23 protein-coding genes are annotated in these 26,535 nt (G+C 37.5%); 9 read left to right on the top strand and 14 right to left on the bottom strand.

What is annotated here, in order from left to right:
- Nucleotide 1: 1 nt before the first annotated feature.
- The 5 genes from deoC to ORH16_RS02655 all read right to left on the bottom strand — a co-directional run bounded on the left by deoC (nt 2) and on the right by ORH16_RS02655 (nt 4,786).
- The gene (deoC, locus tag ORH16_RS02635) at nt 2–664 is read right to left on the bottom strand and encodes a deoxyribose-phosphate aldolase (protein ID WP_265455974.1); all 663 of its coding nucleotides are present in this window, start codon (nt 662–664) and stop codon (nt 2–4) included.
- An 11-nt stretch (nt 665–675) separates the two neighbouring features.
- Nucleotides 676–1,977, bottom strand: a complete 1,302-nt coding sequence (locus ORH16_RS02640) for a pyrimidine-nucleoside phosphorylase (RefSeq protein ID WP_265455976.1) — start codon at nt 1,975–1,977, stop codon at nt 676–678.
- Between the two features lie 117 nt (nt 1,978–2,094).
- Complete coding sequence (locus ORH16_RS02645) at nt 2,095–3,132, bottom strand: LacI family DNA-binding transcriptional regulator (protein ID WP_265455978.1); 1,038 nt, start codon at nt 3,130–3,132, stop codon at nt 2,095–2,097.
- Between the two features lie 464 nt (nt 3,133–3,596).
- Nucleotides 3,597–4,199, bottom strand: a complete 603-nt coding sequence (locus tag ORH16_RS02650) for a class I SAM-dependent methyltransferase (RefSeq protein ID WP_265455979.1) — start codon at nt 4,197–4,199, stop codon at nt 3,597–3,599.
- Nucleotides 4,200–4,210: 11 nt separating this feature from the next.
- Nucleotides 4,211–4,786, bottom strand: coding sequence for an SGNH/GDSL hydrolase family protein (locus tag ORH16_RS02655; RefSeq protein ID WP_265455980.1), 576 nt, complete (start codon nt 4,784–4,786; stop codon nt 4,211–4,213).
- 262 nt (nt 4,787–5,048) lie between these two features.
- On the opposite strand from ORH16_RS02655, the gene coaA reads away from it, so the two are divergent.
- From coaA to ORH16_RS02680, 5 genes are all read left to right on the top strand, one after another.
- Nucleotides 5,049–5,972, top strand: a complete 924-nt coding sequence (gene coaA / locus ORH16_RS02660; RefSeq protein ID WP_265455982.1) for a type I pantothenate kinase — start codon at nt 5,049–5,051, stop codon at nt 5,970–5,972.
- Nucleotides 5,973–6,052: 80 nt separating this feature from the next.
- Entirely contained in the window at nt 6,053–7,606 is a 1,554-nt protein-coding gene (gene guaA / locus ORH16_RS02665; protein ID WP_265455983.1) for a glutamine-hydrolyzing GMP synthase, read from the top strand.
- A gap of 427 nt (nt 7,607–8,033) precedes the next feature.
- A complete protein-coding gene (locus tag ORH16_RS02670) occupies nt 8,034–9,356 on the top strand; it encodes a DUF262 domain-containing protein (protein WP_265455984.1) in 1,323 nt (440 codons plus the stop codon).
- Nucleotides 9,357–9,359: 3 nt separating this feature from the next.
- Nucleotides 9,360–10,337 carry an AAA family ATPase gene (locus ORH16_RS02675; RefSeq protein ID WP_265455986.1) on the top strand — a complete coding sequence of 326 codons (978 nt, stop codon included), beginning with the start codon at nt 9,360–9,362 and terminating at the stop codon, nt 10,335–10,337.
- A complete protein-coding gene (locus ORH16_RS02680) occupies nt 10,337–11,158 on the top strand; it encodes a hypothetical protein (protein ID WP_265455987.1) in 822 nt (273 codons plus the stop codon). The genes ORH16_RS02675 and ORH16_RS02680 overlap by 1 nt, the downstream gene beginning before the upstream one ends.
- Nucleotides 11,159–11,661: 503 nt before the next feature.
- On the opposite strand, the gene ORH16_RS02685 is transcribed toward ORH16_RS02680, so the two are convergent.
- On the bottom strand, nt 11,662–13,023 hold the full coding sequence (locus ORH16_RS02685) for a 6-phospho-alpha-glucosidase (RefSeq protein WP_265455989.1): 1,362 nt from the start codon (nt 13,021–13,023) through the stop codon (nt 11,662–11,664).
- Between the two features lie 13 nt (nt 13,024–13,036).
- Nucleotides 13,037–13,849 (bottom strand): carbohydrate deacetylase, encoded by an 813-nt coding sequence (locus tag ORH16_RS02690; protein WP_265455991.1) that lies wholly within the window; start codon nt 13,847–13,849, stop codon nt 13,037–13,039.
- Nucleotides 13,850–14,001: 152 nt separating this feature from the next.
- Here ORH16_RS02690 and ORH16_RS02695 point away from each other — a divergent pair, with 152 nt between their 5' ends.
- Nucleotides 14,002–14,721: a MurR/RpiR family transcriptional regulator gene (locus ORH16_RS02695; protein ID WP_265455993.1), complete on the top strand. Its 720-nt coding sequence runs from the start codon at nt 14,002–14,004 to the stop codon at nt 14,719–14,721.
- Nucleotides 14,722–14,766: 45 nt separating this feature from the next.
- Here ORH16_RS02695 and ORH16_RS02700 read toward each other — a convergent pair whose 3' ends face one another.
- Both ORH16_RS02700 and ORH16_RS02705 read right to left on the bottom strand, forming a co-directional pair.
- Nucleotides 14,767–16,773, bottom strand: coding sequence for a glucose PTS transporter subunit IIA (locus ORH16_RS02700; protein ID WP_265455995.1), 2,007 nt, complete (start codon nt 16,771–16,773; stop codon nt 14,767–14,769).
- A gap of 929 nt (nt 16,774–17,702) precedes the next feature.
- On the bottom strand, nt 17,703–19,868 hold the full coding sequence (locus ORH16_RS02705; protein ID WP_265455997.1) for an LPXTG cell wall anchor domain-containing protein: 2,166 nt from the start codon (nt 19,866–19,868) through the stop codon (nt 17,703–17,705).
- Between the two features lie 402 nt (nt 19,869–20,270).
- Here ORH16_RS02705 and ORH16_RS02710 point away from each other — a divergent pair, with 402 nt between their 5' ends.
- Nucleotides 20,271–21,293, top strand: coding sequence for an LLM class flavin-dependent oxidoreductase (locus tag ORH16_RS02710; protein ID WP_265455999.1), 1,023 nt, complete (start codon nt 20,271–20,273; stop codon nt 21,291–21,293).
- A gap of 234 nt (nt 21,294–21,527) precedes the next feature.
- On the opposite strand, the gene ORH16_RS18935 is transcribed toward ORH16_RS02710, so the two are convergent.
- Genes ORH16_RS18935 through ORH16_RS02720 form a run of 3 tightly spaced genes read right to left on the bottom strand, consistent with a single transcriptional unit; the run spans nt 21,528 to nt 22,307 of the window.
- Nucleotides 21,528–21,632, bottom strand: a complete 105-nt coding sequence (locus tag ORH16_RS18935; protein WP_416207829.1) for a hypothetical protein — start codon at nt 21,630–21,632, stop codon at nt 21,528–21,530.
- Between the two features lie 4 nt (nt 21,633–21,636).
- Entirely contained in the window at nt 21,637–21,837 is a 201-nt protein-coding gene (locus ORH16_RS02715) for a hypothetical protein (RefSeq protein WP_265456001.1), read from the bottom strand.
- 44 nt (nt 21,838–21,881) lie between these two features.
- Nucleotides 21,882–22,307 carry a GTP pyrophosphokinase gene (locus ORH16_RS02720; RefSeq protein WP_265456003.1) on the bottom strand — a complete coding sequence of 142 codons (426 nt, stop codon included), beginning with the start codon at nt 22,305–22,307 and terminating at the stop codon, nt 21,882–21,884.
- A 194-nt stretch (nt 22,308–22,501) separates the two neighbouring features.
- Between ORH16_RS02720 and ORH16_RS02725 the strand changes: the two genes are divergently transcribed.
- Together ORH16_RS02725 and ORH16_RS02730 are read left to right on the top strand one after the other, a co-directional pair.
- Nucleotides 22,502–23,119: a histidine phosphatase family protein gene (locus ORH16_RS02725; protein ID WP_265456005.1), complete on the top strand. Its 618-nt coding sequence runs from the start codon at nt 22,502–22,504 to the stop codon at nt 23,117–23,119.
- A gap of 730 nt (nt 23,120–23,849) precedes the next feature.
- Nucleotides 23,850–24,593 (top strand): TraX family protein, encoded by a 744-nt coding sequence (locus ORH16_RS02730; protein WP_265456007.1) that lies wholly within the window; start codon nt 23,850–23,852, stop codon nt 24,591–24,593.
- A 92-nt stretch (nt 24,594–24,685) separates the two neighbouring features.
- On the opposite strand, the gene ORH16_RS02735 is transcribed toward ORH16_RS02730, so the two are convergent.
- Both ORH16_RS02735 and ORH16_RS02740 read right to left on the bottom strand, forming a co-directional pair.
- Nucleotides 24,686–25,378, bottom strand: a complete 693-nt coding sequence (locus ORH16_RS02735) for a hypothetical protein (RefSeq protein ID WP_265456008.1) — start codon at nt 25,376–25,378, stop codon at nt 24,686–24,688.
- A gap of 19 nt (nt 25,379–25,397) precedes the next feature.
- Nucleotides 25,398–26,507: a DUF916 and DUF3324 domain-containing protein gene (locus ORH16_RS02740; RefSeq protein ID WP_265456010.1), complete on the bottom strand. Its 1,110-nt coding sequence runs from the start codon at nt 26,505–26,507 to the stop codon at nt 25,398–25,400.
- Nucleotides 26,508–26,535: the final 28 nt, after the last annotated feature.

Genomic DNA, 26,535 nt, shown 5'->3' on the forward strand with positions numbered 1-26,535 from the left:
CTTAATACCCCACACCAGTTTGTCCAGCCATAATGGCAACACCAGCACTGGTTCCAATCCGAGTTGCCCCAGCTTCTACCATTGCTAGAGCTTCGGCTTCATTGTGAATACCACCAGAAGCTTTAACTCCCATATCTGGGCCAACTGTTTCCCGCATCAAACGGACATCTTCAACTTTAGCTCCGCCTGTTGAAAAGCCAGTCGACGTTTTAACAAAATCAGCGCCAGCTGCTTTAGCTAATTCACAAGCTTTAATAATTTCATCCTTTTCCAACAAGGCTGTTTCAATGATCACCTTGACTAAAGCACGGTCTTTGGCCGCTTCAACGACAGCTTCAATATCTTTTTGAACTTTGTTAAAGTGCGCTGATTTTAAAGCACCGATATTAATCACCATATCGACTTCATCTGCGCCATTTTGAATGGCGTTGGTTGTTTCATAGGCCTTCACTTCAGAAGTATTAGCTCCTAAAGGAAAACCAATAACGGTACAGACAGCGACAGGCGCTCCCTGTAATTTTTCTTTTGCTAGAGCTACCCAAGTTGGGTTAATACAAACTGAGTAAAAGGAATACTCCTTGGCTTCTTCAATAATTCTTAAAACGTCCACCTCAGTGGCATCTGCTTTTAAAATTGTGTGATCGATTAAACGATTCAATTCCATGTTGTTCACTCCTAATCTGTGATAATGCCGTGCAGTAACGGCGGTTCTTCAGTTGGTCCGCCAATCGTCACGTTTTGATACAATAATTCTTTGACATCCGCAATATCTTCTGTGTTGCTGTAAATCGTCATCAAAGATTCGCCGGCTTTGACCTGATCGCCAACTTTTTTATGGAGCATTAAGCCCACGCTGTGATCAATCTCGTCTTCTTTCGTTTTGCGACCAGCTCCCAACATCATTGCAGCAATGCCGATTTCATTGGCTACTAAACGGTTGACATAACCGTCTTTTAAAGCGGGCAATTCAATTTGATATTGTGCCGTCAATAATTTTTCAGGCTGTTCAATCACGCTGACATCGCCACCTTGATTTTGGACCATCTCTTTGAATTTTTCAAAGGCCTTGCCACTGTTCAACGCTTCCTCCAGCATTTCCCGAGCAGCTTCTAACGTATCAGCTTTTTCTGCCAAGACAACCATTTGGCTACCCAAGGCGTAACACATTTCAACTAAATCTGCTGGGCCATGACCCTTCAAGGTATTGATAGCTTCAACAACTTCTAAACTATTGCCAATCGCTTCTCCTAATGGCTGGGACATATCTGAAATCACCGCCATGGTATTGCGGCCAGCTAATTTTCCAATCCGTACCATGGTATGGGCAAGTCGCTTGGCATCCTCAATATTTTTCATGAAGGCCCCGTCACCGGTCGTCACGTCTAACACAATTGCATCCGCGCCAGCGGCAATTTTTTTACTCATAATCGAACTGGCAATTAAAGGAATCGAATCAACCGTGGCCGTCACATCCCGCAAAGCGTAGAGTTTTTTATCGGCTGGCGCTAAATCGCCAGACTGGCCGATAACCGCCACATGGCTCTCATTGACAATCTGGACAAAATCTTCATCGCTGATTTCAACTTTAAAACCAGGAATCGCTTCTAATTTATCTAAGGTACCTCCAGTATAACCTAAACCACGGCCGGACATTTTAGCAACTGTCGCCCCAACACTTGCAACTAAAGGCGCCAAAATTAAGGTAGTAGTGTCACCCACCCCACCTGTTGAATGTTTATCCACTTTAATCCCGTGCAATTTGGAAAGATCAATCACATCACCAGAATTTGCCATCGCCAAGGTCATTTCGGTAATTTCCTCATCCGTCATATCCTGATAATAAACCGCCATTAAAAAGGCGCTCATTTGATAATCGGGAATTGTACCATTCGTGTAGTTTTCGATAATGAAAAGAATTTCAGCTTTGCTTAATTCATGGCCGTTTCGTTTCTTTTCAATCAAATCTACCATTCGCATAAAACTCTGCCCCCTAACTTCAAAAATATTATACACAAAAAATCTAAAAGGTAAACCACTTTAGTAAAACATTTTACTAAAGTCCCAAAGAAGAAAACCGAAAAGAATTGTTTTCACTCAGATAGTAGTCTCTTTTGGAACCGCTGTCAATGGTTTTATGCTTTCCCGAATGATAAATTCCGTGTCAAAAATCTTATTTGGCACCCGACTATGAGGAAAATCTATTTTATCAACCAAGAATTTTGCCCCATAAAAGCCGATATCAAAGCTTGGCTGCAAAATTGTCGTGAGAGAAGGCACTAAATAATTAGAAATTTCTAATCCATCAAAGCCAATCACCGAAAAATCTTCTGGAATCTTTTTGCCGATTTCATGAATTGCTTGGTAACAGCCAATCGCCATTTCATCATTCCCGCAGAAAATGGCGGTCAGTTCAGGGTTTCCAGCTAGTAAATTTTTAGCTGCTTGGTAACCACCTTCGATTGATAAACTACCGTTTGACAAATAATTTTTTCTAAAGGGAATCTCGTGGTCCTTCAAAGCATGCTGATAGGCTGTCTGCCGTTCAATCAGCTGATAATACCCCTCTTCTTCCTTCAACATGCCAATATGCTGATGGCCATACTCAATCAGCTTGCTGATTGCTCGATAAGCCCCTTCGTATTCTTTCACAATTAAACGACCGCCCTTGCGCTCGTTAATCCCTCGGTCGATTAAAATAATCGGTGTCTTAGCAAAAAAACCGCTGTCTAAAGCCTTGCCTTCAGGCAAAACATTGGGCGTTGCCAACAAAATCCCATCCACAGAACGATGAACTAGCTCCTCAATGTATTTTTCTTCCCGTGCTTTACTGTTCTTGCTATTACAGAGCAAAATCATATAGCCCAGCGGATTTAAATAGCTTTCGACCCCTTCAATAACCTTTGAGAAAAAGAAATCCGTGACATCTGGTACAATCATGCCAATTGTTTTAGAATGACGTTTAATTAAATTGGAGGCAAAATAATCCGGCTTATATTGATATTTTTCTACAATATCCAGCACCTTTTTACGGGTTTCCGGACTAAAGCGGGCCCCTTTATTATTTAAAATTTGTGAAACTGTAGTAATCGAAACCCCCGCCATCTCGGCGATTTCTTTAATCGTCAGTTTCATTTTCCACTCCCCCTGTTTCTTTGTGATTAGGTGAGATAGTTTCTAAAGACTATCTCCATCGTAAAAGTAATTTTCCTAATCAGGACAATTTATTAAACTGATTGCAACTTTCTGATTACAACTTTGGCTGCAATCACAAGTTTCAATAGGTGACTGAATAAGAATTTTTCTCATTTGACGAACCCATACTTAAAGCAGTCAACTTGTAAATCAGAATGCTTTAGGCAAGCTGAAAAATTTGACTATCTTTTATCCGCTTTCAGTTTAACAAATTTAAAAAAAAATACTAGAGTCAGTTTTCTATTTCTCTCGATAAATCGCTGGAAATGCTATGAATGCTTGGTGAAATTGTCTTTATTTCTACGCTTAGCTTTATAAATATGCTAAAAAATTTTTTAACAAGTATTCGCCTAAAAAAATAAAATCCCTCAAAAGCCAGACAACTTTTGAGGAATTTTAACAACCTATTCTTTATAACTTTTTAAAATGTAATAGCCTTTATCTTTGGTGACAATTTCTACATTGCCAAAGACCTCTGCCATTTTTTTTTCAGCGCTGGGTGCGCCTTGCTTTTTTTGAATCACGATTGTCAACGTGCCGCCGGTTTTTAATAACGGCTCAGCGGCGCTAAGAATTTCATGGACCACTTTTTTCCCAGCGCGAATTGGTGGATTACTGATAATTGCTGCATAGCTAGTTTGGTGGAGCGTTTCATAAATATTCGAGGTGTGAATATCCACATTGTTTAGTTGGTTGGTCGCTGCATTTTTTTCAGCCAGCTCAACAGCCCGCTGATTGATATCCACCATTTCAACGGTTTTCCCACTAGCTTTGGACAATGCTAGACCAATTGGCCCATAGCCACAACCGACATCCAACAACGTCCCATCAGGCAACTCCTGCCAATCAAAGGCCTCCAGCAAAACCCGTGAACCGTAATCGACAGTATTGCGGGAAAAAACGCCGCTGTCAGTTGTAAATTGAAACTCATGACCAAGAAGTGTAAAGCGCCAGTTTTCAAACTGATGCGCTGTCTCCGGATTTTCAGAAAAATAATGATTTGCCATATGCTGCCCCTTTAATTTGCTTGTTGCGCTAGTAAATATTCTTTGATGTCCCGTGCCACTAAAGCGGTGAAAAAGTCATAGCCTTCTTCAGAAAAATGAAGACCATCCTCCGCTAAAAATTGATCACGGCCGGGATAAGCCGCCATATAGTGGTTCAAATCGATGAAGGACAAAGCTTTTTCGCCAACGGCTTTGGCTGCCGCCACATATTGTGCCAGCACAGCTTCCGATACAGTTTTAACATAGCTCGGGCCAACCAACAAGACTTTTTTAGCAGCGCCAAGCTCAGCCACTATTTTTTCCAAATTGGCCTGATAATCAGCCACAGCTACTTTTTGGTTCGTCAAATCATTATCTCCGAAAAATACCATAACAAATTCGGCGTCTTCAGCGGCCTTTTTCACTTCTGCCAATCGAGCAACACCATCAACTGACGTATCCCCATTGACCCCGTAATTTTCAAATACATAGCCGGGAAAACCCATGTCGGCTAAATGTTTCGCTGCTAATTTTTCAACAATATCCGTATTTTGATTATCTAAATATCCTGCGGTGATGCTATCACCAAATAATACAACTTTTTTCATAAAAAAATTCCTCCTCAGCTGAATACCCATTTTTATTTTTTGTGGGCAAGTAAGCATTAGCTTTGTGCAATTAATGGTTAAACTAACTCTTTTAAATCAACAAAAATTTGATTAGCAAAAGTCTGTCCACTGTTCTTCGTTATTTCTTGTTAATCATATCACGCAGAAGTCTTTTCACAAAACAAAAGTATTCTAATTAAACATGGGAGATTAGCCAATTTTATGGTAAAATACAGCAGTATAACGGAATTTGGAGGGTCCCATGGACAAACGGATGAATTATTACAAGATTGGACGGGGAGAATGGCAGGATTTCTACGTCAACGGCAAGGTGCCGCTCACCGCAGAAGAGCTAGAAAATATCAAGAGTTTCAACGATCAGATTTCCATTCAAGACGTTGAGGATATCTATGTGCCGCTGACCCACTTGATTCAATTGTACCGAAAAGAATACGAATCATTGACCTTAAGTAAAGGTCTCTTTTTGCACAGATACTTGCGGGTGCCGCCATTTATCATCGGGATTGCCGGCAGTGTCGCAGTTGGCAAAAGTACCACTGCCCGTCTGCTGCAGACGATTTTATCCCGCACCTTTAGACGCCGCAATGTTGAACTAATCACCACTGATGGCTTCTTATATCCGAATAAAGTTTTAGCCGAAAAAGATATTATGGACCGCAAGGGCTTTCCCGAAAGTTACGACATGGAAAACCTAATCAGTGTTTTAAACCGTGTCAAAAATGGGGAAGAAAATATTGAAATTCCACTGTATTCCCATTCGGTCTACGATATTATCGATGGTGAATATGAATACATCAACTCGCCTGATATTTTAATTGTTGAAGGGATTAATACGTTGCAGCTGCCTGCTAACCAACAAATTTATGTCAGCGACTTCTTCGATTTTTCGATTTTTGTCGATGCTGATTCCAGCGTCATTAAAAAATGGTATCTGGATCGCTTTGAAGCCCTGCTGGATTCCGCCTTTTTAGATCCGTCAAATTATTATTATCAATATGCCATCGGCAAACGGGAAGACGCTCTCGATATGGCCAAGGGCGTTTGGAAAAATGTGAATTTGAAAAATTTAGAAGAATATATCTTGCCTACTCGCGAGCGGGCCGATATAATTCTTCATAAATCTGAACACCACATCATTGATGAAATCTATTTAAAACGTTATTAAATTAAGATTTTTTCAGCAGATGTTGCAACCAGCTTTAAAAGGTTCGCCTTTTGAAATAAATAGGAAATGGAGTAGATAGTGTGACCCAAGTCGATATGACCAGCGTTGAAAAAATTATCGTGCTAGATTATGGCAGCCAGTACAACCAATTAATTACCCGCCGCATCCGGGAGTTCGGGGTTTTCTCAGAATTATTAAGCCACCGAATCACCGCCGATGAAGTTCGTAAAATGAACCCCAAAGGAATTATTCTTTCTGGCGGCCCCAATAGTGTTTATGATGAAAATGCATTTCGCATTGATCCAGAAATTTTAGAATTAGGCATTCCCGTTTTAGGTATTTGTTATGGTATGCAATTGATTACCTATACGTTGGACGGCAAAGTCGAACCTGCTAAAAACCGCGAATATGGCAAAGCCGAACTGGAAATCATCGCTGACGATGCTACTCTTTTTGCCAGCACACCAAAAAAACAAACCGTCTGGATGAGCCACGGTGATTTAGTCACTGAAATTCCGACTGGTTTTGAAGTTGTCGGCACCAGCAAAGACTGTCCTATCGCATCTATCCAAGATACAAATCGTAATTTCTATGGCGTCCAATTTCACCCGGAGGTACGCCATTCAGAATATGGTAATGATTTATTACGTCATTTTGCCTTTGATGTCTGCCATTGCACTGGCGACTGGAGCATGGGCAATTTCATCGATATGGAAATCGCCAAAGTCCGAGAAAAAGTCGGCGACCGCAATGTCTTGTTAGCCTTGTCTGGTGGTGTCGATTCCAGCGTAGTTGGTGTCCTTTTACAAAAAGCCATCGGCGACCAATTGACCTGTATCTTCGTTGATCACGGCCTGTTACGCAAAGACGAAGCCGAACAAGTAATGGAAAGTCTTGGCGGTAAATTCGGCTTGAATATCATCAAAGTCGATGCCCAACGCCGCTTCTTAGACAAATTAGCCGGCGTGTCTGACCCAGAGAAAAAACGCAAAATTATCGGTAACGAGTTTATCTACGTTTTCGACGATGAAGCCTCAAAACTACAGGGTATTGACTTCTTAGCCCAAGGCACATTGTACACTGATGTCATCGAAAGCGGCACGGAAACAGCCCAAACGATTAAATCCCATCACAATGTGGGTGGCTTGCCAGAAGACATGCAATTTGAATTAATTGAACCCTTAAATACTTTGTTTAAAGATGAAGTCCGGGCCTTAGGAACTGAACTCGGCATGCCCGATTCTATCGTCTGGCGCCAACCCTTCCCAGGACCTGGCTTAGCGATTCGTGTCCTCGGTGAAGTCACCGAAGAAAAATTAACAATCGTCAGAGATTCCGATGCCATTTTAAGAGAAGAAATCGCCAATGCCGGCCTTGACCGTGACATTTGGCAATACTTCACCGTCCTCCCTGGCATGAAATCAGTCGGCGTCATGGGTGATGGCCGCACCTACGATTACACCATCGGCATCCGGGCCGTCACCTCAATCGACGGCATGACTGCCGATTTCGCCCGCATCCCATGGGATATTTTACAAAAAATTTCTGTGCGGATTGTCAACGAAGTCGATAATGTCAATCGGATTGTGTATGATATTACGAGTAAGCCACCAGCTACGGTGGAGTGGGAATAAAAGGCTAACATAATATGAATGGGGAAAGCCTATGAATCAACGTTTTTCAACTGTTAAAAAGCTTGATTTCTACTTAAAATGATATAGTTCCCTACCATTTCCCTACCAAAAACCCCTGTCAGGATAATGTGGGGTACCATAAACCTAGACCATTGAGAGCTAAGCGTTATTGCTTAGCTTTTTTCTGTCATATTTCATTACGTTTCAATTATGTTATAATTTATTCTACTTCAGATAAACAATTGATAATGCCATTGTAATATATTAATTCTTTGAGATTGATTATAAAACAACTATATTGATTCAGAAAGTGTGTTAATTTGAGTCTGCTTAAAAGCGTATAAATATATAAATCTCAACTGATAAAAATACGTAAAAAAACAAAGTATAGTATAATAGTAACTGAAATTGAATAAGGAGGTACATCATGCGATCAATAAAAAAACCGATAATTGATTCAAATATATTAATTTATATGAGTGAAAAAAAAGAAGATATCCGAATTGAAATTAATAATGAATATCTAAACATCTATGAAGAATTAGCTAGTTATGAATTAGAGTCTTATGAAAGAAAAATCATTATCGAGACATATTCATCATTTAGAATGAATCTTGAAGAAACTGAATCTGAAGGTATAGAGTTTACTGAAATTGAAGAATCATATACAAGTTCTTACAATTATTCTCCCGAAGAAGTTGAGTTTACTGAGAAACCTTTTTCATTAATAACGTTATATAATTATATGACTGGTTTTGATTATACTGAAGAACCCACAATTGATATGTCTCCGGAGTTTCAGAGAAACTATGTGTGGTCTAAAAAACAAAAAAGCTCGCTTATTGAATCAATACTTTTAAATATACCAATCCCATCTATATATCTTAATACAAGCGAAGATAAAAAATATATCCCAGCAGATGGCTTGCAAAGATTAAACACAGTATATGAATTTATGAGTGGTAAATTAAAACTAGTTGAATTAGAACACTTAAAAAATTTAGAAGGAGCTACCTATAAATCCAGCGATAAAACGCTATCTCAAAAACAATATAGACATTTTAGAGATTACACGATTAATACTTTTATTATTAGTCCTAAAACACCTAATGCAGTTAAGCTAGATGTTTTCAGAAGATTAAACACAACGGGAACAAAACTTAACTCCCAAGAAATAAGAAATTCTGTTACTCATACAAATATTAGAAAACTATATAAAGAGATTGAAAAAAATGAATATTTTCAAAAATTAATTGTTAACAGTGTTAATACCAATAGATTTGTTCATCATGAAATGATTTTAAGATTTTTTGGAGCGTACTTTTCACAAGTAACTAAAGAATTAGAATATAAAGGCAAAATGAATTTATTCTTAGACGAAGCTTTAGAATATATGACTAAAAATAGCCAAGAAACTATTGATATATGCTACAAGTTTTATCAAGTTTTACAGAAAAGCAATAAATTATTTGATACCCAAAGTTTTCGAAAACCTCCTAAAGGAAATGGAGAAAAAAAAAGAAGAAGTCCGATCAACACTTTACTTTATACTCAAATATTAATTATTCTTTTAGATGTTCCAGTGAATTTTAATAAAAATGACGGTTATATGACAAACAGTTTTTTTGAATACTTAGAAAATGAAAAAGATTTGTTATTTGCGATTTCGAGCAGTACTAGTAATATTAAAAATATTGAAATTGCAAGTAAAAAAATAAAGCGATTTTTTGAATTGAAAGGAGATAAATAAAAGATGATAGAAAATATTGAGATTGAAAACTTTAAATGTTATCAACATGAGAAAATAGAATTCAATCATATTAATTTAATATCTGGAATAAATTCTTCAGGTAAATCAACAATTTTACAGTCAATGCTCCTTTTTTTTAACGAAAGAAAAGAAGTAGATATTGATTTGAGACATACTGATTATGACATTGATTTTGTTAGTTTTAAGAGCATTATAAATAATAGAGCTGAAAATGCAGAAACATTCAAAGTGAAAGTAAATGACGAGTCAAGAATATTCAAAGAATTAATTTACAAAGCAGATAAACCTTTATATAGCATGTCTAAAACAAATACTATAGATAACTTAGAAGATTTATATTATATCAGTGCTAATCGTGAAATTACAGCTGATCAAAAAGAGTTAAAAATACAAAACAACTATATTCCAAATAAAAAAAATACAACTCTTGGGCAATATATAAAACAAAATATTGACGAATTAAGAACAACTGATTTTTCTAAAGAACTTGATGAAACCTTATTAGAAATGGGAATTATAGAAAAGGGAATTACTGCTTCGGGAGAGTTAGGCAATATTTCTATAGAAGTAGATAGTATCCCAATTTCCAATGTTGGAATAGGAATTCAATATGTTTTACCTATAATTGTTACTATTTTAACAAATGAAAGGATAAATTTGATTATAGAAAATCCCGAAATTCATTTACATCCCAAAGCTCAAGTTAGTTTAATGAATTTTATCTGTAAAAAATGTATTGAAAAAGAAATACAATTATTTGTAGAAACACATAGTGACCATATTTTAAATTCACTTCGACTATTTGCTAAAACAAGTGGTAATTTTAATAAAATAAATGTATTTTTTATTAATGAACAATCCGATATTAAACAAATATCTATTAATGAAATGGGAAAACTTAGTAGATACTATACCGATTTTTTTGATGAAATACAGAAACAAGTAGTAGAGCTATTATGATGAGTACTAGATTATTACTAAATGCAGACTCTTTTATGAGTGATAATGATCAAATATTAAAAAATTCTATAGAAGAGTTAAGTGGAATAGTTCTTACTTCTGAATTTCAAGGTGATTTTTGCTTTACGTATTGTTATTCAGATGAAATAAAACAACAGATTCTGAGTATAATAAAAAAATTAAAGTTAAATGAAGACCCTGATACAATGACTGTATTATTTCAAATACTAGACAAGGCTTCTAAAATTGATACTGAAGAAAAAGAATGTTCTTTCTTAAGTTCTAAAAATGAAGATTTTTTGGGATTACTTAGCTGCTCTCATACTGAAAAATGGCGAATAGATATCTTAGAAAACGGTTGTGTAAATGTATATAATAAAACAAATTCATTACACATTTTTAAAGAACATTTTATTTCAAAAAGAGTAAATTTTATTCTAAATAACTGGTCTAAGGACTTTATTAAACTTACCTATGAATCCTCAATTTGTTCAGAGTTATCTGAAATACATTTCCATGATGATTTTTATAAAGATTATAATAAGTTAAATTCTAATGGTAAAAAAATATTTACAGAGAAGTTAATCTCCATAATGAAGGGAGATTTAAACTTGAATTCTATGACAAAGTCGTATCATTCAGAGTCGATAAAGACTATAAAAGATGATAAAAAAATGAAAAAAACAGTTACAGTAAATTTTTCTTTTATTGGCGAAAAGAGAGCTATTTATCGGCATCATTCTATGAAAAATGGATATTCTTATTACATGGAAGTAGAGAAAAGAAGACTATATATTGGTAGACAGATTAAACATTTGTAGAGTAGAAAACTGATTTCGAACACCGGCTCTCGGGTCGGTGTTTTACTTTCAGCTCCCCCTCATCAAACCGTACGTGAAGTTTTCGCTCCATATTATCCACCGGAAAAATTGAGTGGGAATAAAGAGCTAACATAAATTGAATGGGAAACACTGATTTAACTGCATTTCTTGGTACTTAAAACGGAGAAAAAACACTTAAATTTGATTAGTTCCCTGCCAAAAAACCTGCCAAAATTTTTCTTAATCTATAAGTTTTTGTGTTGATGGGAAATCAAATTTGATTTCCTGCCAACACTTTTTTGTTGTCAAAAAAAGAAACTCACACTTGGAAAGATAAGGAAAATCTATCTAGCAAAATACAGTAGAATAAATAAAGATTTTTCAATTGAGAAATTTCAAAAAAAAGGAACTATCCCAAAAAAAGATAGTTCCTAGAAAATTATTTAACATATTGAGAAAGTAGCTATCATTTTACTCTGAATTTTGTTTACACCGTTTGATATCTATACGGAAACTTTATCCGTATCACGAATATATTCCTGTTTTAGTTCAGGCCACCACTGTTTATTGGATTCATATAAATCATCAAGTACTGCTTTACCAACAGTGTAGTTTGGGATAGTCTTATTTAACATCACTGCTTCTAAAGCAGCCTGATAAGAACCTGTCAAAGCAGCCTTAACAGTCATCTTTTCGTAGGCTTTTTGCATTTCCATCAGTCCTTTTTGGAAAGTTGGAATTTCACCGACAGTGATGGCCTCTGCTCCTGATGCCCCAACGTAGGCTGGCAATTCAACGACAGCTTTGGGATCAAAATTTGAAATCGCTCCATTATTTGTGATATTTACAGTGAACCGCTCTCTAGTGTCATGGATAATTGCGTAACAAATATCTACAATGTAGTTCCCGTGAACACCAGCATGCAAGCTAGAATCTTTGGCAGAGCCGTTCGCAATGACGCGTTTACACTCTTCATAAATACGTTTTTCACGACCATTGGTTACATAGTCGCCCCGTGTAAATTCCAGATCCTCATGAGCCACCATTTCGTCTGGAGTTAAATAGTATTGCAAATAACAATTAGGGAAGTATTCAGGAAAAATCTTAAATAATTTAATCATTTGTTTATAAGTATCAATCCAGTACTGATCCCCAACAGTTTCGTCATTTGACATTAGCAATGTATCAATTTTCCCAGATAAAACATCTTCTCTTAATTTTGGCAATAAATCTGTGCCATCTCTATCAACAATCTTCGTCCACCAGCCAAAATGATTTAAGCCAAAATATTTAAATGTCAGGTCTCTCAAGTCTTTATCAAAATATTTGGCAATTGCCCCTTCAATAGAAATAGGCATATCGCAGATGCATAAACATTTGGCATCTGGGAATTCACTGTAAATCGCTTCTGAAAGAATTGCTTCTGGATTGGTATAATTCAAGATCCAAGCATCTGGGCAAAGCTCTTTGACTTTACGGATGATTTGGCGCACAGCTGGAATTACGCGCAAAGCAAATGAAAATCCTCCTAAGCCACAAGTTTCTTGACCAACCACACCATGACTCAAACAAATTTTTTCATCAACTGCCCGTTGCGCATTGAGACCTGGCCGAATTTGCATAAATAGGAAATTTGCGTCAGTAAAGGCGACATCTATATCTGTAGTGTAGCTTACATTTACTTTTGAACCTGTCTCAGCATAGTACATTTTTGTATACTGGCCTAATAAAGAAACACGCTCTTCATCAATATCATAAAGGACCAAGTCACTCATATTTAATTCTTCAGCACGGCGGCGCAAAACTTCTAAGATACCAGGTGATTGAGTTGAGCCACCACCGACCATAACAAATTTGTTTCCCATGTAGAAATTCCTCCTATATTGATACTCTTGATTTTTTATTGACTGTTCCATAATTAACTAGTGTATATCCTAATTCTTGAATCAACTGTTGAACCCTAGGGTCAGTCAAAATTTCGACTTCCCTCATACGGGCAATATTAAATGAAGAATGGGAAAATAAGTATTCATCAACAAAGGCTGGATGAACCATCATTTCTAAAATTTGAGCAGAGTTTCCACGACTAAATGTCTCTGTTAGTTCTTCCAAACATTTGTCCTGATTTTCAGTGTATGGAAGTGACATATCTCGAATTGCCGTAGTATTCATCATATCCAGCAACAAATCATTGACCCTATTAAAATCAAATGGCTCAAAATGTTCAGTTCCATAAGAGTTTCTAAAAGGCAAATTATACTTTTGAGATATTTCCAATGCAATCTCCCGATTTTCAGGATAAAAGTGAATGTGGTGATGGGAATCAAAGTGTGTTAGATTCACACCGCAAGCAAGTAAATAATCGATTTGTCCACACCATTCGGTATAGATTTCCTGATTTGAATACTTTCCTCGAACTTTCGGATAATCGCTAAGCTTATAAAAGTAGCCATTCTCATCTTGAAAACTATGACAGTCTTTGTTTAAGGGTTGACCCATTGTCAAAACTAAATGACACCCTACACCTAGGTCAGGATACATTTCAGCCAATTTGATTGCTTCCAATGTGCCTGGCATATTCGCCATGAGAGTAGCAGAAGTTAAAATTCCTTCTTTGTGTGAATGAATAATTCCAGCATTGACAGCCGCACTATAACCAAAATCATCCGCGTTAATTATTAGCTGTTTCAAAACGTGGCCTTCTTTCTTTTCGTAATTTAAAAGTAGTTGTTAGCTTTCTGTAAATAGAGTATATTATAGAAAAAAAGCGGAAACAATGGATTTCAAACATTGAGGTACCGTTTTCAAGGAACGAAATTATTTTCATTTAAGGAGGCTGAAAAATGAAAATTTATCATCTAGCTAAACTATTCCCCGATAATGATTTGCGTCAAGATGATGAAGCTGTAATCGAATATATTGTAGAAAAAATTGAAAATAAGCAGGAAGTAGATATTAAAACTACTGCTTCTGAAAATTTCACCTCTCCTAGTTCAATCTCCCGCTTAGCAAAGCGGGCTGGATTTAATAACTTCAAAGAGATGATTTATTTCTTGAAGCAAAAGGTCAATGAGCAACAATTGATTCGGCCTTCTTCTACCCAGCAAAAATTTTTAAATACTAAGCAACACTGGGAGGAAATTGATCAAGTTTTTGAACTAATTAAAGACCAAGGTCAGGTATATTTATCTGGCGAAGGTTTTTGTGATTTGCTTGTAAAATATGCCTATCGGAAGCTTATGTTGAAGAAAATTTATGCCATCGATCTTAAAGACATGGAAATAAAACTAATTGCCCACGGTACTCCAAAAAGCCTGATTACATTTTCCCAATCAGGTGAAAATGTTGACGGCATAAGACGAATTAAAGAATGTCGAGAATTAGGTGGAAAAGTGATTACATTCAGTGCAACGCCCAATAGTTCGTTTATCAAAGAAGGCGATGTTTCCTTCCAAATTGATCCAGAGGCTGACAATATTAACTCTGAGAACTCTACCCTCAATTATTTTTTTGGCAATTGTCTGAATGCTATGGAGTATTTATTTGACCGTTACCTTTCGTAATAGGAAAAGAACTAGCTTCTAATTACAGAGGCTAGTTCTTTTAATTTATACTTCAAAGGCGACGTCATCACAGGTGATATTACCGTCTTTTGCAACTATTTTCCCATTGCTTTTTTCAAGAGTTACCAAAATAATCATATCATCCTTATTTTCGGCTTTTATCTTAGCACTATCCATAATGGCAATCAGTTCACCTTGTTTTACAGTTTGCCCTTGTTTCACTTTAATATCAAAAGGAACTCCCTGCAAATCAACTGTATCAATTCCCATATGAATCAGTAATTGTTCACCATGCTCGCCTTCAATTCCAATAGCGTGCAGCGTAGGGAAAATGGTCGAAATTGTTCCGTTTACAGGTGCGTAGACATTACCATCATGATTTTTGATAGCAAAACCATTACCTAAAGTTTTATTTGAGAAAACTTCATCAGGCACTTCTTCAATTGAAATAATTTCACCACTCGCTGGTGAATGAATAATTTGTCCATTTTTCGTTTGGGTAGCTGGGAGTTCAGCTTTTCCAGCCTTTAACTGTTCAACATAAGTTTCTAAAGATTCTCTTAGCTCGTTAACTCCAATTCCAATAATGATTTGGATATGTTTCTGTTTATCGACCACACCAGAGGATGGATAAGTTTTCAATAAATCAATATCAACTTTTTTATCGTCAATAACATCCAACCGCAATCGAGAATAACAATTATAGATTTCAACGATATTATCGACGCCACCTAAGCCTTCAACAATCACAGCCAGACCAGCCTCATTACCTTTCAGTGAGTCTACTGCTTTTTCGGAACTTTCATCTACTGCTATAGGTTCACGACCGATTGTTGGTAATTTTAATTTGACGATTAAGTACTTGAAGGCAAAATATTCCATAGTTGCGATAATCAAAATGATTGGAATAATTAGCCAGGTTCGCCCTAATTCCATCGGAACAAATAGTGATGGTAGCGTCTCGGGAATACTTCCAACCATGACTCGTAAGCCTAAAATATTAGATAAGAAGAAACTAAACCCAAAAATCACGGCATGGACTAACCATAAGACAGGTGCTGCAAATAAGAATAGAAACTCAATTGGCTCAGTCGTACCAGCTACTGCGGCTAAGACAACAGCCGGAATAACGATTGCCTTCACTTTAGCCTTATTTTCTGGCAACGCAGTCTTGATAAATGCAGCTGCAATTGCGATTGGAAATGCTAATGGTCCAAAATTTGTTAAGAATCCAATGGCTGGATTCATTTGAGTAACATTGCTAATGTCACCTAATTGCGCTAACCAAATATTATACGCTCCACTGACGGCTTCTCCTGCAATCTGTGCAGTACCGCCCATTGGTGTGTAATGAAGTGGCATCCATAATAGATGGTGCATGCCTACTGGTAAAAGCATTCGATTCAAAAATCCATAAGCGAAAAAGCCGAAAGGTCCAGAGCTAGCCATTGTTGAAACAGCTGCATTAACACCCGCATTGATTACTGGCCAAATATAGGTGACAACAATTGCTAGCGCAATTGTTGCAAATATTGCAATCCCATAAGCAAATTTTGTTCCCTCATAAGGGGCCAAATATTTATGGAATTTAAAATTACCAAAACGATTGATAATGAAGCCCACCATACAACCAATAATAATACCTAAAAATACACCCATGTCATTGACTTGGATCCCCATTACCATATTTTGACCAGTTCCGAACAAACCTTGTTCACCCGGTTCAGCTAATCGATTGGTTAGAGTCAACCAAGAATTATTTGCAAATAGAAATATCATAAAACAAGTAATGGCTACGATTGCTCCATCTGTTTTTTTCTTGGTTAAAGCAGCTGCAATACCTACACAAAAAATTACTGAGAGAGAACCAATCGCACCGCTATTAACAATACCAAAGAAAAAATTTCCGATTTTCGCTATCACTTCTGGCATGAAATCCATCCGCATAATTGCAGCAATCGAAATGACTAACCCTGAAACGGCCATAAACATTACCGGCTGAATAATAGCACGAGCGAATGTTCGCATGGATTTTTGAACAGCTTCCTTCATAAAAAAACACACTCCCTAAAGTTGATAAATTAACTTACCCTGTTATTTGATTTTAGTATATGATAGAGAAAACGGTTGCACAAGGCTATTACCAAAGGAAGCAAACCTTTTCAAGATTTGAAAATACTTTCAGGTTTTATGATAAAGTCTAGATTTTTTTTGAGATAACCTAAAAAAATAACATGGCATAGGTGTTTACTCGAGTGGTTTCAAAGTACACTAGATTACCTGACTGTTGAAGAAACAGGAACCATTAATTTAATGGAGAATCCTTATCTGTCAACGAGAATAAAGATTCCCCTGCAATCTCAGAAGAGCTCATAAAAAGGTGTTCCTTAAACATCATAAGCGTTGTTGGGCCTGCCTTTTTAAAATTTATTGGCCTCGTATCATTTGAGCCTCATACTATTGGCGATTTTCATATTATAAACAAGTAGCCGTTTCTGGTGAAAATGTTCTACGTAGTCTGTTTGACATCTGGTATTTCCTTCTAGTTCAAATACACACCTTGTCAGCTCAACTTAGTGTAGCCAGCCATAAATCACTATTCGAAATCTTTCCCTCGGAGATTTGTAATAACAGATATATCTAGATAATGAATTATTTTATTTGTTCAGTCGTATAATAATATTTAGGAAAACAGTCCATAACAAATATCAACAGCTGCAAGCTTAGGTTTATCCAAATGTTTAAGCCCATTTAATGGGATTCTAAACAAAGAAATCCTGTCATCTTTCCTATCTTTGATAGAATTTGATAATTTGCAAGGAACAGTAGCAGGAAAACATAAAAAGCTTGTACGTCAAGGTTTCTATTATCTCTTCATCCTCCTCACTATTGTTTTTCAATACTCATCAAAAACCCCTCTAGTAAAATCTTTTAGATTTTAGTAGAGGGGTACAAATTTCTACAGTATCATTGAGTCTTGCTTAAAATAAGTTAAACTCGTCTTCTCTTTTTTTCTTCATAAAGTAAACACTAGCTAATAATGTCAACCCTAATACTGTTGCCATCATACTGCTTTCTTTTTCACCAGTAGCTGGTAAAGGTTTTTCCCCACTAGTTACCGTTTTAGTAGTTGTGTTTGTTTTATTATCTACTGGAGTAGTAACTGTAGCATTTTCTTTCTCTTTAACAGTTAAAGTCATTGTTGTTTCAGCTGTTTGTTCATATGCAGTTCCCATACCAGAATAAGCCGTAAACTTAATTTGGTATTCTCCAGCTTCAACTAATGTGTTAGTTGCAGGATCATAAGGAATGCCGTCACCAATAATTTCAAAAGAAATATACTCAGCATTGGTGGTTTCAGCCCAACCAAGAACCATTTCTTCTGTGATAGTATCTCCAATATACATTACTCGGTCAGCAACTGTAATTGTTGGAGCTTGTAATTCTGCAACAGTCACAGTAATTGCTTTAGTGGCCACATTGCCGGCAGAATTTGTATAGCTGTAGATGACAGTATACGTGCTACCTGGAATGGAAGTATCAATCGTTTCTCCACCAACAACTGTATACTCAGTTACTGGTAAGTTATCGCCATCGACAACATCACTGGCAGTCGCCCAGCCTAAAATAGTTTCGTCATCGACAATATCCCCAACGCCGACTACTTGGTCTGTGGCATTAATTGTTGCAAGACGTTCAGCAACAGTCACAGTGATGGACTTAGTTGCAACTTCTCCAGCTGTATTCGTTACAGTGTATTCAACAGTATAAGCAGAACCTACTGTCGTAGTGTCAATCGAGCCCGCACGCATGACACTAATCGGCGTAATCGTGTAAGACTTAGTCAAACCTTCTGCTGAATCTACTGGATCGGAAATTGTAGCCCAGCTCCAGATTGTTGCATCATCAATCACTTGATCTTGATAAACTGTTTGGTCAGCTACAACGATTGTTGGTACTCGTTTTTCTACAGTAATATTAACTGTCTTAGACTCAATAACTCCAGCAGAATTTTTCGCAGTATAGGTTACAGGATAAACTCCTGCTGTTGTTGTATCTACAGTACCAGTGTATGAAATCCCAGTGTCACTACTTCCATCATAAGCTCCTAATGCAACTGTTGAGCCATCTTTCTTAACTTCAGTTGCAGTTACATTGTCCATTGGCTCAAAAGTTTGTCCTACATATAATGTTTGATCAGATGCTGTTAAATTCAACCCTTTTATCACATTAATCGTAACAACAGCTTCGGTTAAGGTATTGTATTTTGTCGAATAAACTAATACGGTAATTTGATAACTTCCAGGCTCTCCGGCATAAATTCCTCCAACAAAGCTCAGTACATAATCACTGCTTGGAGCGACATTTCCGTTAGAGTCTAATACAACAATTTTTTCGGTAATTTCTTGCTGGTAATCCCCGCCTTGTGCCACTGTAACACTAAAAGGTGAGACACTCAGAAAACCAACATTTTCTGGCGCAACAAGAACTTCAACAGTTGCTGTAGTCGTCTTTCCTGCAGCATTGGTAACTGAATAAACTACTTGGTAAGGAGCATCGTCTACGCCAGTCGGAACGCTTGTATTAACTGTATTCGTAACGACTTTGATTTGACTAGTAAGGTCTGTCCCATCAGCATCTGTTGCAAACACACCTTCCAACGGATTAAATGTACTATTATATTTCACAGTTTTTTGTGGTGCTACCTTAATCATCGGTGAATCAGCATCCTCGCCAGTTACTGGCGGGATTGGTAGAGCCGGTGCTGGTGCAGGAGTCTCCTCAGTTTCAGTTGGAACAGCCACTTCTGCTGAAGCATCGGCTGCATTATTGTTTTCAGCTGGTGTTTCTACAGATGGCGTAGTTTGTTCTGCCTCATCTCCAACTGAAGGAGTGGTTTCTTCAACAACTGGTGGCACTGTCTCTTCAGTAGAAGGCGCTGTTGTGTCCGGTGTTGGTTCTACTTCTGGTGTGGCTTGAGGTGTTTCAGCAGCCGCAGTTGCCGCAGTTGTATCCGGCACAGGAGCTGTTGTTACTTCCTCCGGTTGTGCAACTTCTGCCGAATCAGCAAAAGCTACATGAGCATTTAAAAAAGTCGGTGCCAATAGTGTTACTAGAGTTAACCCAATCATTTTTTTACTTTTCATAAAAATCCCCTATCCTTTTTTTTATTACCAATTATAACTTTACCATCTTTTCATTTTAATGAACAGTATATTTCAAAAATAAAAATTAATTTATGTTAAATAGATAATATTTTATAGGCATGTTCTGAAAATCATATTAAAGTATTTTATAGATAAATATATCTGAAGATTTTTCAAATCTCTTAGCAATTCTTTAGCGGTTGGTTTATTTCATGAAAAAAAATATCTACTTATCCTGTATTTAATAATTATTATGTCGTTTCACCCACCATATTGTTACATTCCTCGCTTTATTAAGAACAATCCCGCTTCCGAGAACAATTATTCGTTTTTTTCTTAGAATCGTAGTAAGATGGGCTCAAGTTATTTAAAGATGCGTTGAAAATAAAGGAGGTCACACAGATGAAAAAAATTGGTTTCTTAAGTTTTGGCCATTGGATGGAGCAAGGTTCTTTAGTTAAAACGGCTAGTGATGCTTATCTGCAATCAATTGATTTAGCAGTTGAAGCCGAAAAAATCGGCATTGACGGGGCGTGGTATCGGGTCCATCATTTCGCTCCACAAATTGGTTCGCCGTTTCCATTGCTTTCGGCGATTGGTGCTAAAACTAGCAAAATAGAAATTGGTACCGGCTTGATTGACATGCGCTATGAAAATCCCTATTACATGGCAGAAAATGCTGGCTTAACGGATGTTATTACTCAAGGTCGCGTAGAGTTGGGCGTTGGCCGTGGTTCACCTGAACAAGTTTTAGATGGCTGGCAATATTTTGGCTATGATTATTCTGAGGAAGAAATCAAAGAAATCGCTCGGCAAAGAACCTTGGAATTTTTAGATTTAATTGAAGGCAAGCCCTTCGCTGAGCCTAATCCGATGCCGATGTTCCCTCAAGCTCCTGGAAAACTGCGGATTGAACCCTATTCAGAAGGATTGCGTCAACGGATTTGGTGGGGCGCTGGTTCTACAGAAACTGCCATTTGGGCGGCGCAACAAGGGATGAATTTGCAATCTTCCACCCTAGTGAACAATGAAACCAATGAACCCTTCCATATCCAACAAGCCAAACAGCTGCGGGCTTACAAAGAAGCTTGGAAAAAAGCTGGTCATAATTTTGAACCTAGAACTTTAGTAACTCGTTCAATTCAGCCGATTACAACGGATTTGGATTTACAATTGTTTGGTCAAGAGGATGATTCTCAGTATGATCAAGTCGGCTTTTTAGCTTATCATCGCAATCCAACTATTTTTGGGCGCACCTTTGCTGGTGAACCAGACAAATTGGTGAAGGAATTAGCTGAAGATGAGGCGATTAAAGAAGCCGATACTGTGCTGATTACCATTCCAAATACTTTAGGTGTCGATTACAATATGCATCTACTTGAAACCATCATTAAAGATGTGGCACCAGGCCTAGGTTGGCGCTAAAAAATTCTTATGATAACAAACAGAAACCCAAGCCGCTCGCTTTAGTGAGCAGTTTGGGTTCTTTTTGAAGAATTTTCACTTTCCATTTTTAGCACAACTAATTTTCCCATTAAGTCCTTGATGATCACTAAATTACATTGAGCTGCTCTAATGAAAGCAATAAAGTATCGCAAACAGAATGAATATATTCTTGTTCACTTAGTTGGTTCAGTGTCTGGCTGATTTCTTGAGAATTCATCCTCCTTTGTGTTTCATAGCCTGCATAAGACGTAAAATTCCACTAAGGGAATAATTGGCATTTCTCAGAGTACGAATTATTTTAAGTTGCTCCAGCACCACCGAGTCATAGCTCCGATAGCCATTCTTTACCGGGGACTTCTACAAGGCCATTCAGCTCCCAATTCCGCAAAGTATCTATAGTTATTTCTAAATAATCCGCCGCTTGCTTTCGTGAAAAGAGTACTCGTTTTTCTCGAGTTTGCTCCTGTAAATTATCGGAAATCAAATTAATGGCTTCTTGCGCCTTTTCTTTTTCATTCCTCAATAAAACAAGATACTCATCAAGCTTTTTTTCCGCCTCGCCACTAGCTATAACTCATCTAGTAGATAGCGGCGGGCTTGTTGATAGCGCTCGACACGTACAAAATCTTGAGTAGTAAAATCTTTAGTGTGGGCCGCTTCGATACGCAAATCAATACTAGCCAGCGTAATAATCATTGCCAAATTATTTTTTTTAATCCGGTCTAAATACTCAAAAAGCGTCTCTTCTTCTTTTCTAGTTAAGACTACGACTGCATCAATGACTTTCTGAGGAATGGCGGCAGCCTTCAGGTCGGCAATTGTCAAAGATGTATATTCCAAAACATCATGCAGATAGGCTACCGCTTTTTCATTAGGTTTGCTGCATAAAGTCGCCACCGCCTTCGTATGGATGAAATAGGGATACCCTTGATTATCTACTTGATTATGGTAGGCTTCTTTAGCAATTTTTTCTGCGACTTCAACAAAATCCAATTAAATCCCTCCTTCATAAATTTAGATATTTACACACGCATTCAGTAAAACAGGATTCGAGTCAGGAATGAGTCTTCACTGATTTTCTTTTCATCGTTCTTCAAAGGAAAATAAACTGCTAGCATTTCTAAAAAAGACTAGTAAAATTATCAGTATATGTAACTTGCTTCATTAAAAACTAGGAGGTTTTAGAAATGAAAAAAACATTTTACTTAATGCGCCACGCCCAGACGCTTTTTAATGTACGGAAAAAAATTCAAGGCTGGTGTGATGCACCTTTAACTGAACTAGGGCGGGAGCAAGCGGCCTTAGCTGGTGAATATATAAAAAAAGCCAACTTGACTTTTGATAAATTATACAGCTCTACATCTGAAAGAGCTTGCGACACACTGGAAATTATCACCAATCAGCCTTATACACGTCTCAAAGGTCTAAAGGAATGGAATTTTGGACTTTTTGAAGGGGAAAGCGAAGACTTGAATCCTCCATTACCTTATCGTGATTTTTTTGCAAACTATGGCGGCGAAGAAGAAAAAGAATTCCAACAACGCACCGTCCAAACCTGCGAACAACTGATGAGTGCTCCCGATGTCACAACAGTTTTAGCCATGAGCCATGGTGCTTTTTGCGGTCAGTTCAGGAAATACTGGGACGATTACAGCATTCCTGAACTTCGGAGAGATGCTGACATCCCCCTCAATAAAAAACGAATTGGCAACTGCGCTATCTTCAAATACGACTATGAAGACGGGATTTTCTCCTTAAGCGCCATTATCAATGACGAAGCTCAAACTTTATTCCTAAACCAATAGAGTAACTCTCCCCAACGACGCTCATTTAATTAACCTCGGTGACAAAGGTCCAGTTTAGCATGGCTGTGTTCTTGCCCTGCTAACTGGGCTGAGTGAGTGTTCAGTCAATCAACTGATTTTTTTAATCCTGTCAGTTATCTTGTGAAAACGTACTTATACCTCTTGGATAAAATAATTATTCTTTATTTTATATAACATATTTTTTAACGAGGCATATCCTTTAGTTGCTACATTATTCACTTGTAGCATACATTATTTGTATCAAAAATCAAGTTCTACTCTATCTTTAAAACAATTATCAAAGCTTCTAATTATAATTATTTTTCAATGCCTGCTTTTTAAAAATAGCAAATTAATAACAGAAAAACTAATAAAAAGCTTGCGTTTGATAACGTTCAGTTAAATCGAAATACGTAACATTGTAACTCTAAATAAAATTTATCACTAAACTTGTTAAAATCTCTCATAAAAAATCTTTAATTTTTCTTTATGTTTCAATAATTCTAAGACTGTGAGAACCATTTCAAAACTCCTAACAACACACTTACCCAATTTTTTGAACTAAGCTCTCGTTAGATACCGGGAGATAGCTTTTCTTTTATTAAACCTAATACAAAAACTATTTTTCGAATTTCAACCTTTAATAAAATGAAAATAATATTAATATCTCCGTGAAAATTTCAGTTTTCACGGTTTTATTTATGCTAAAATATTAAAGGGAGGACGAAGAATGAAAAAAATTGATGGTTTTACTCTGAAAATAATTGCAATTATTGCTATGTTAATTAATCACATCGGCGGTGGCTTTGCCCCGTGGATTATTCCCCAATCTGTTGGCATGTATGAGGCAACACTCTGGATTGGTCGCTTGACCTTTCCAATCATGGCATTTATGGTGGCAGAAGGGTTCCATTACACCCGTAACAAATGGAAATATCTCGGTAGGATGGCACTATTCTGGGGGATTTCTATTTATCCCTTTTATCTACTATTCCATTCCACTTCAAGGGAATTTCAGCTTGTCGACTTAGTTAATAATATCTTTTTCACTTTGATGATTGGACTTTTACTGATAATCATCTGTGATATGGTTCAGCTGATTTGGCTAGAGATTCCTTTGGCTTTCTTATTTGCCTTGTTGACGTATTTTTCTGACTGGGGCTTTATGGGGGTTCTGACTATCTACGGCTTTTATCGGATTAAAAATGACTTTCTGCGTAAAACGGTACCAATCATTTATACTTGCGCTATTTTCTTTTATCAGATGTACACCGAGCTGTATCTAGTCAATCCCCTCGGCTATCCAATGGGCATTATCATGACTGCTTGGGGTGGTTTACTAGTTATTCCACTGCTACTTATGTACAATGGCAAACGCGGTTATTCTCCTGCGTGGATGAAATGGGGTTTTTATTTATTTTATCCTGTGCATTTGGTTCTTTTGGTGGTTATTCGCAATATCTTCTTCTTGTAAACTTACGACACTGACAGCTAAGTCAGTGTCGTTTTTTAGGTAGCCAAAAAGCCTAGCGTTCCCACGCTAGGCTTTCATATTGTCATTCACTTTCACTCTTGACCCTGTTCTTGCTCGGTAATTTGGCTATCAATGGCCGCTTGGTCTACCTGGTAATAGCTATAAGCTGCTTCTTCTAGTGCTTTAATCTTCTCGATGTCACTTTCATAAGTGGCAACTAGTTCTGGATTGCCATAAAACTCATTGATTTCTCGGCTGGCATTCATGCCTAGCTCTCCAACTGCCGCATAATATTTATTCAGCACCGTTTGGCCTTCCACAGTGTTGGCCGTACTAGCCAATTTACTGCCATAAGTAGCTAGACTAGTCGTCAGGTAACGAATATTACGGGAGACTGCATCCTGCTCAGCTGACTCACTACCAGATGCTTGGATTTGCGTTTCAAAATCTCGTAACAGTAAATACGATTGAACCACCAGCTCAGAATCTGTCTCTGACAGATTGGTAGATTGATAATGGCTGGCATAGGCCGTACCGCCGCCAGTAATTCCTGCCAATACGATAAAGATTATCATAAACTTCATCGCTGATTTACGACCTGTTGTTAGTTCTTTGCGCATCTGCAGCAGAAGGTGGCGCTTCTTCTTACTTTTCGGCTTCTTTTTCGGCAAGCTGCGTAATTTCTTAGCCCGCAAGATAAATTGAACCAAATTAAAGATCACTAATATAACCAAAATGATGGTGACGGCGATGCCTATAAGTATTCCCCACTCTAATAATGTCATCGGCTATCCCCCACTTGTCTTACTCTTTTCGCTTTTTCTTTTTCTGTTTCACAGATTTTTCTTCATTTGCTTGTTTCTTCTTGTTTTTCTTAATCCGTCTGAAGACTAGGAAGGCAAGACCTAAGACCACCACGACACCCGCTACAATAGCAGCAACCAAGCGCCAATCGAGACCTCGATCTTGGACAAGTCCAACATCCAGTTGGTTATTCTCATCAGCCTCTTCTTGCGTGATTTCAAAGTCTTCTGTAAACTCCCACGTCTGTCCTCCTGCATAGGCAGTCACATGGGCGGTATATATGCCTGGTGTCATCCTGTCACCATTCATACTGACGGGATAGTTGATATAGCTATTCGGTGCCATCCGCATCGCTGTACTGCGGGATTCCCACAAGACATCTTCACTGCCAGACTGCGTAATTTGGGCATCAATCGTCAACCCTTCTACATAGGTGGCAATGACATTCGACAAACTGACATAAACCGTATTCCGATAGTTTTGGTTACCTGCATAAGCAGTCCTGTACTGTAAATCTGGCAACAGTTCTGTCTCATTTTCTCTCAATAACACAGAGATTGAGTACGCATAAATATTTTCGACACGACTACCACCTTCAGCTGAACTTTCACTCGTATCAGATTCTGCTGGAGTCAACGTAATTCCTCCTGCAATGACCCCATCATAAGCTTCTGCAGGCATTTGAATATCCAACTCTAATTGCGTAACACCACCACCAGGTACTTCAATTGTGTCTGGTCCCGTTACGATATCTACGAAATCATTTACCAACGACGCATCATTTTCAATATTATATTCTCCATACTCAATCCCGCCGCTGCGATTTGTCTTGGCGGAATTGTAATCTAGATCCAAGGATACAGGATCTGCACTCGTGTTAGTAATATCAATCGTGATGGATTGTTGCTGGCTTGGTGACATCATTAGATCAAAATAACTCAGTCCTGTATTCGTTTGGTTTTCAGGAAAGATAGGTAATATTGAAAAATTACTGCTAGACTGTGTCTCACTTTCTGTGGTCGCTTGAGCTTTTTTTGTGCTTCCAAAAGAAAAAATCAAAAGAAGGAGGAGAGTCCATACAATAAATTTGTTATGCTTACTTGTTTTCATAATTATTTCTCCATTTTTATTATGATAT

Origin of the sequence: Enterococcus sp. HY326 (genome assembly GCF_026157065.1) — a bacterium.
In the GTDB taxonomy this organism is placed as follows: Bacteria; Bacillota; Bacilli; order Lactobacillales; family Enterococcaceae; genus HY326.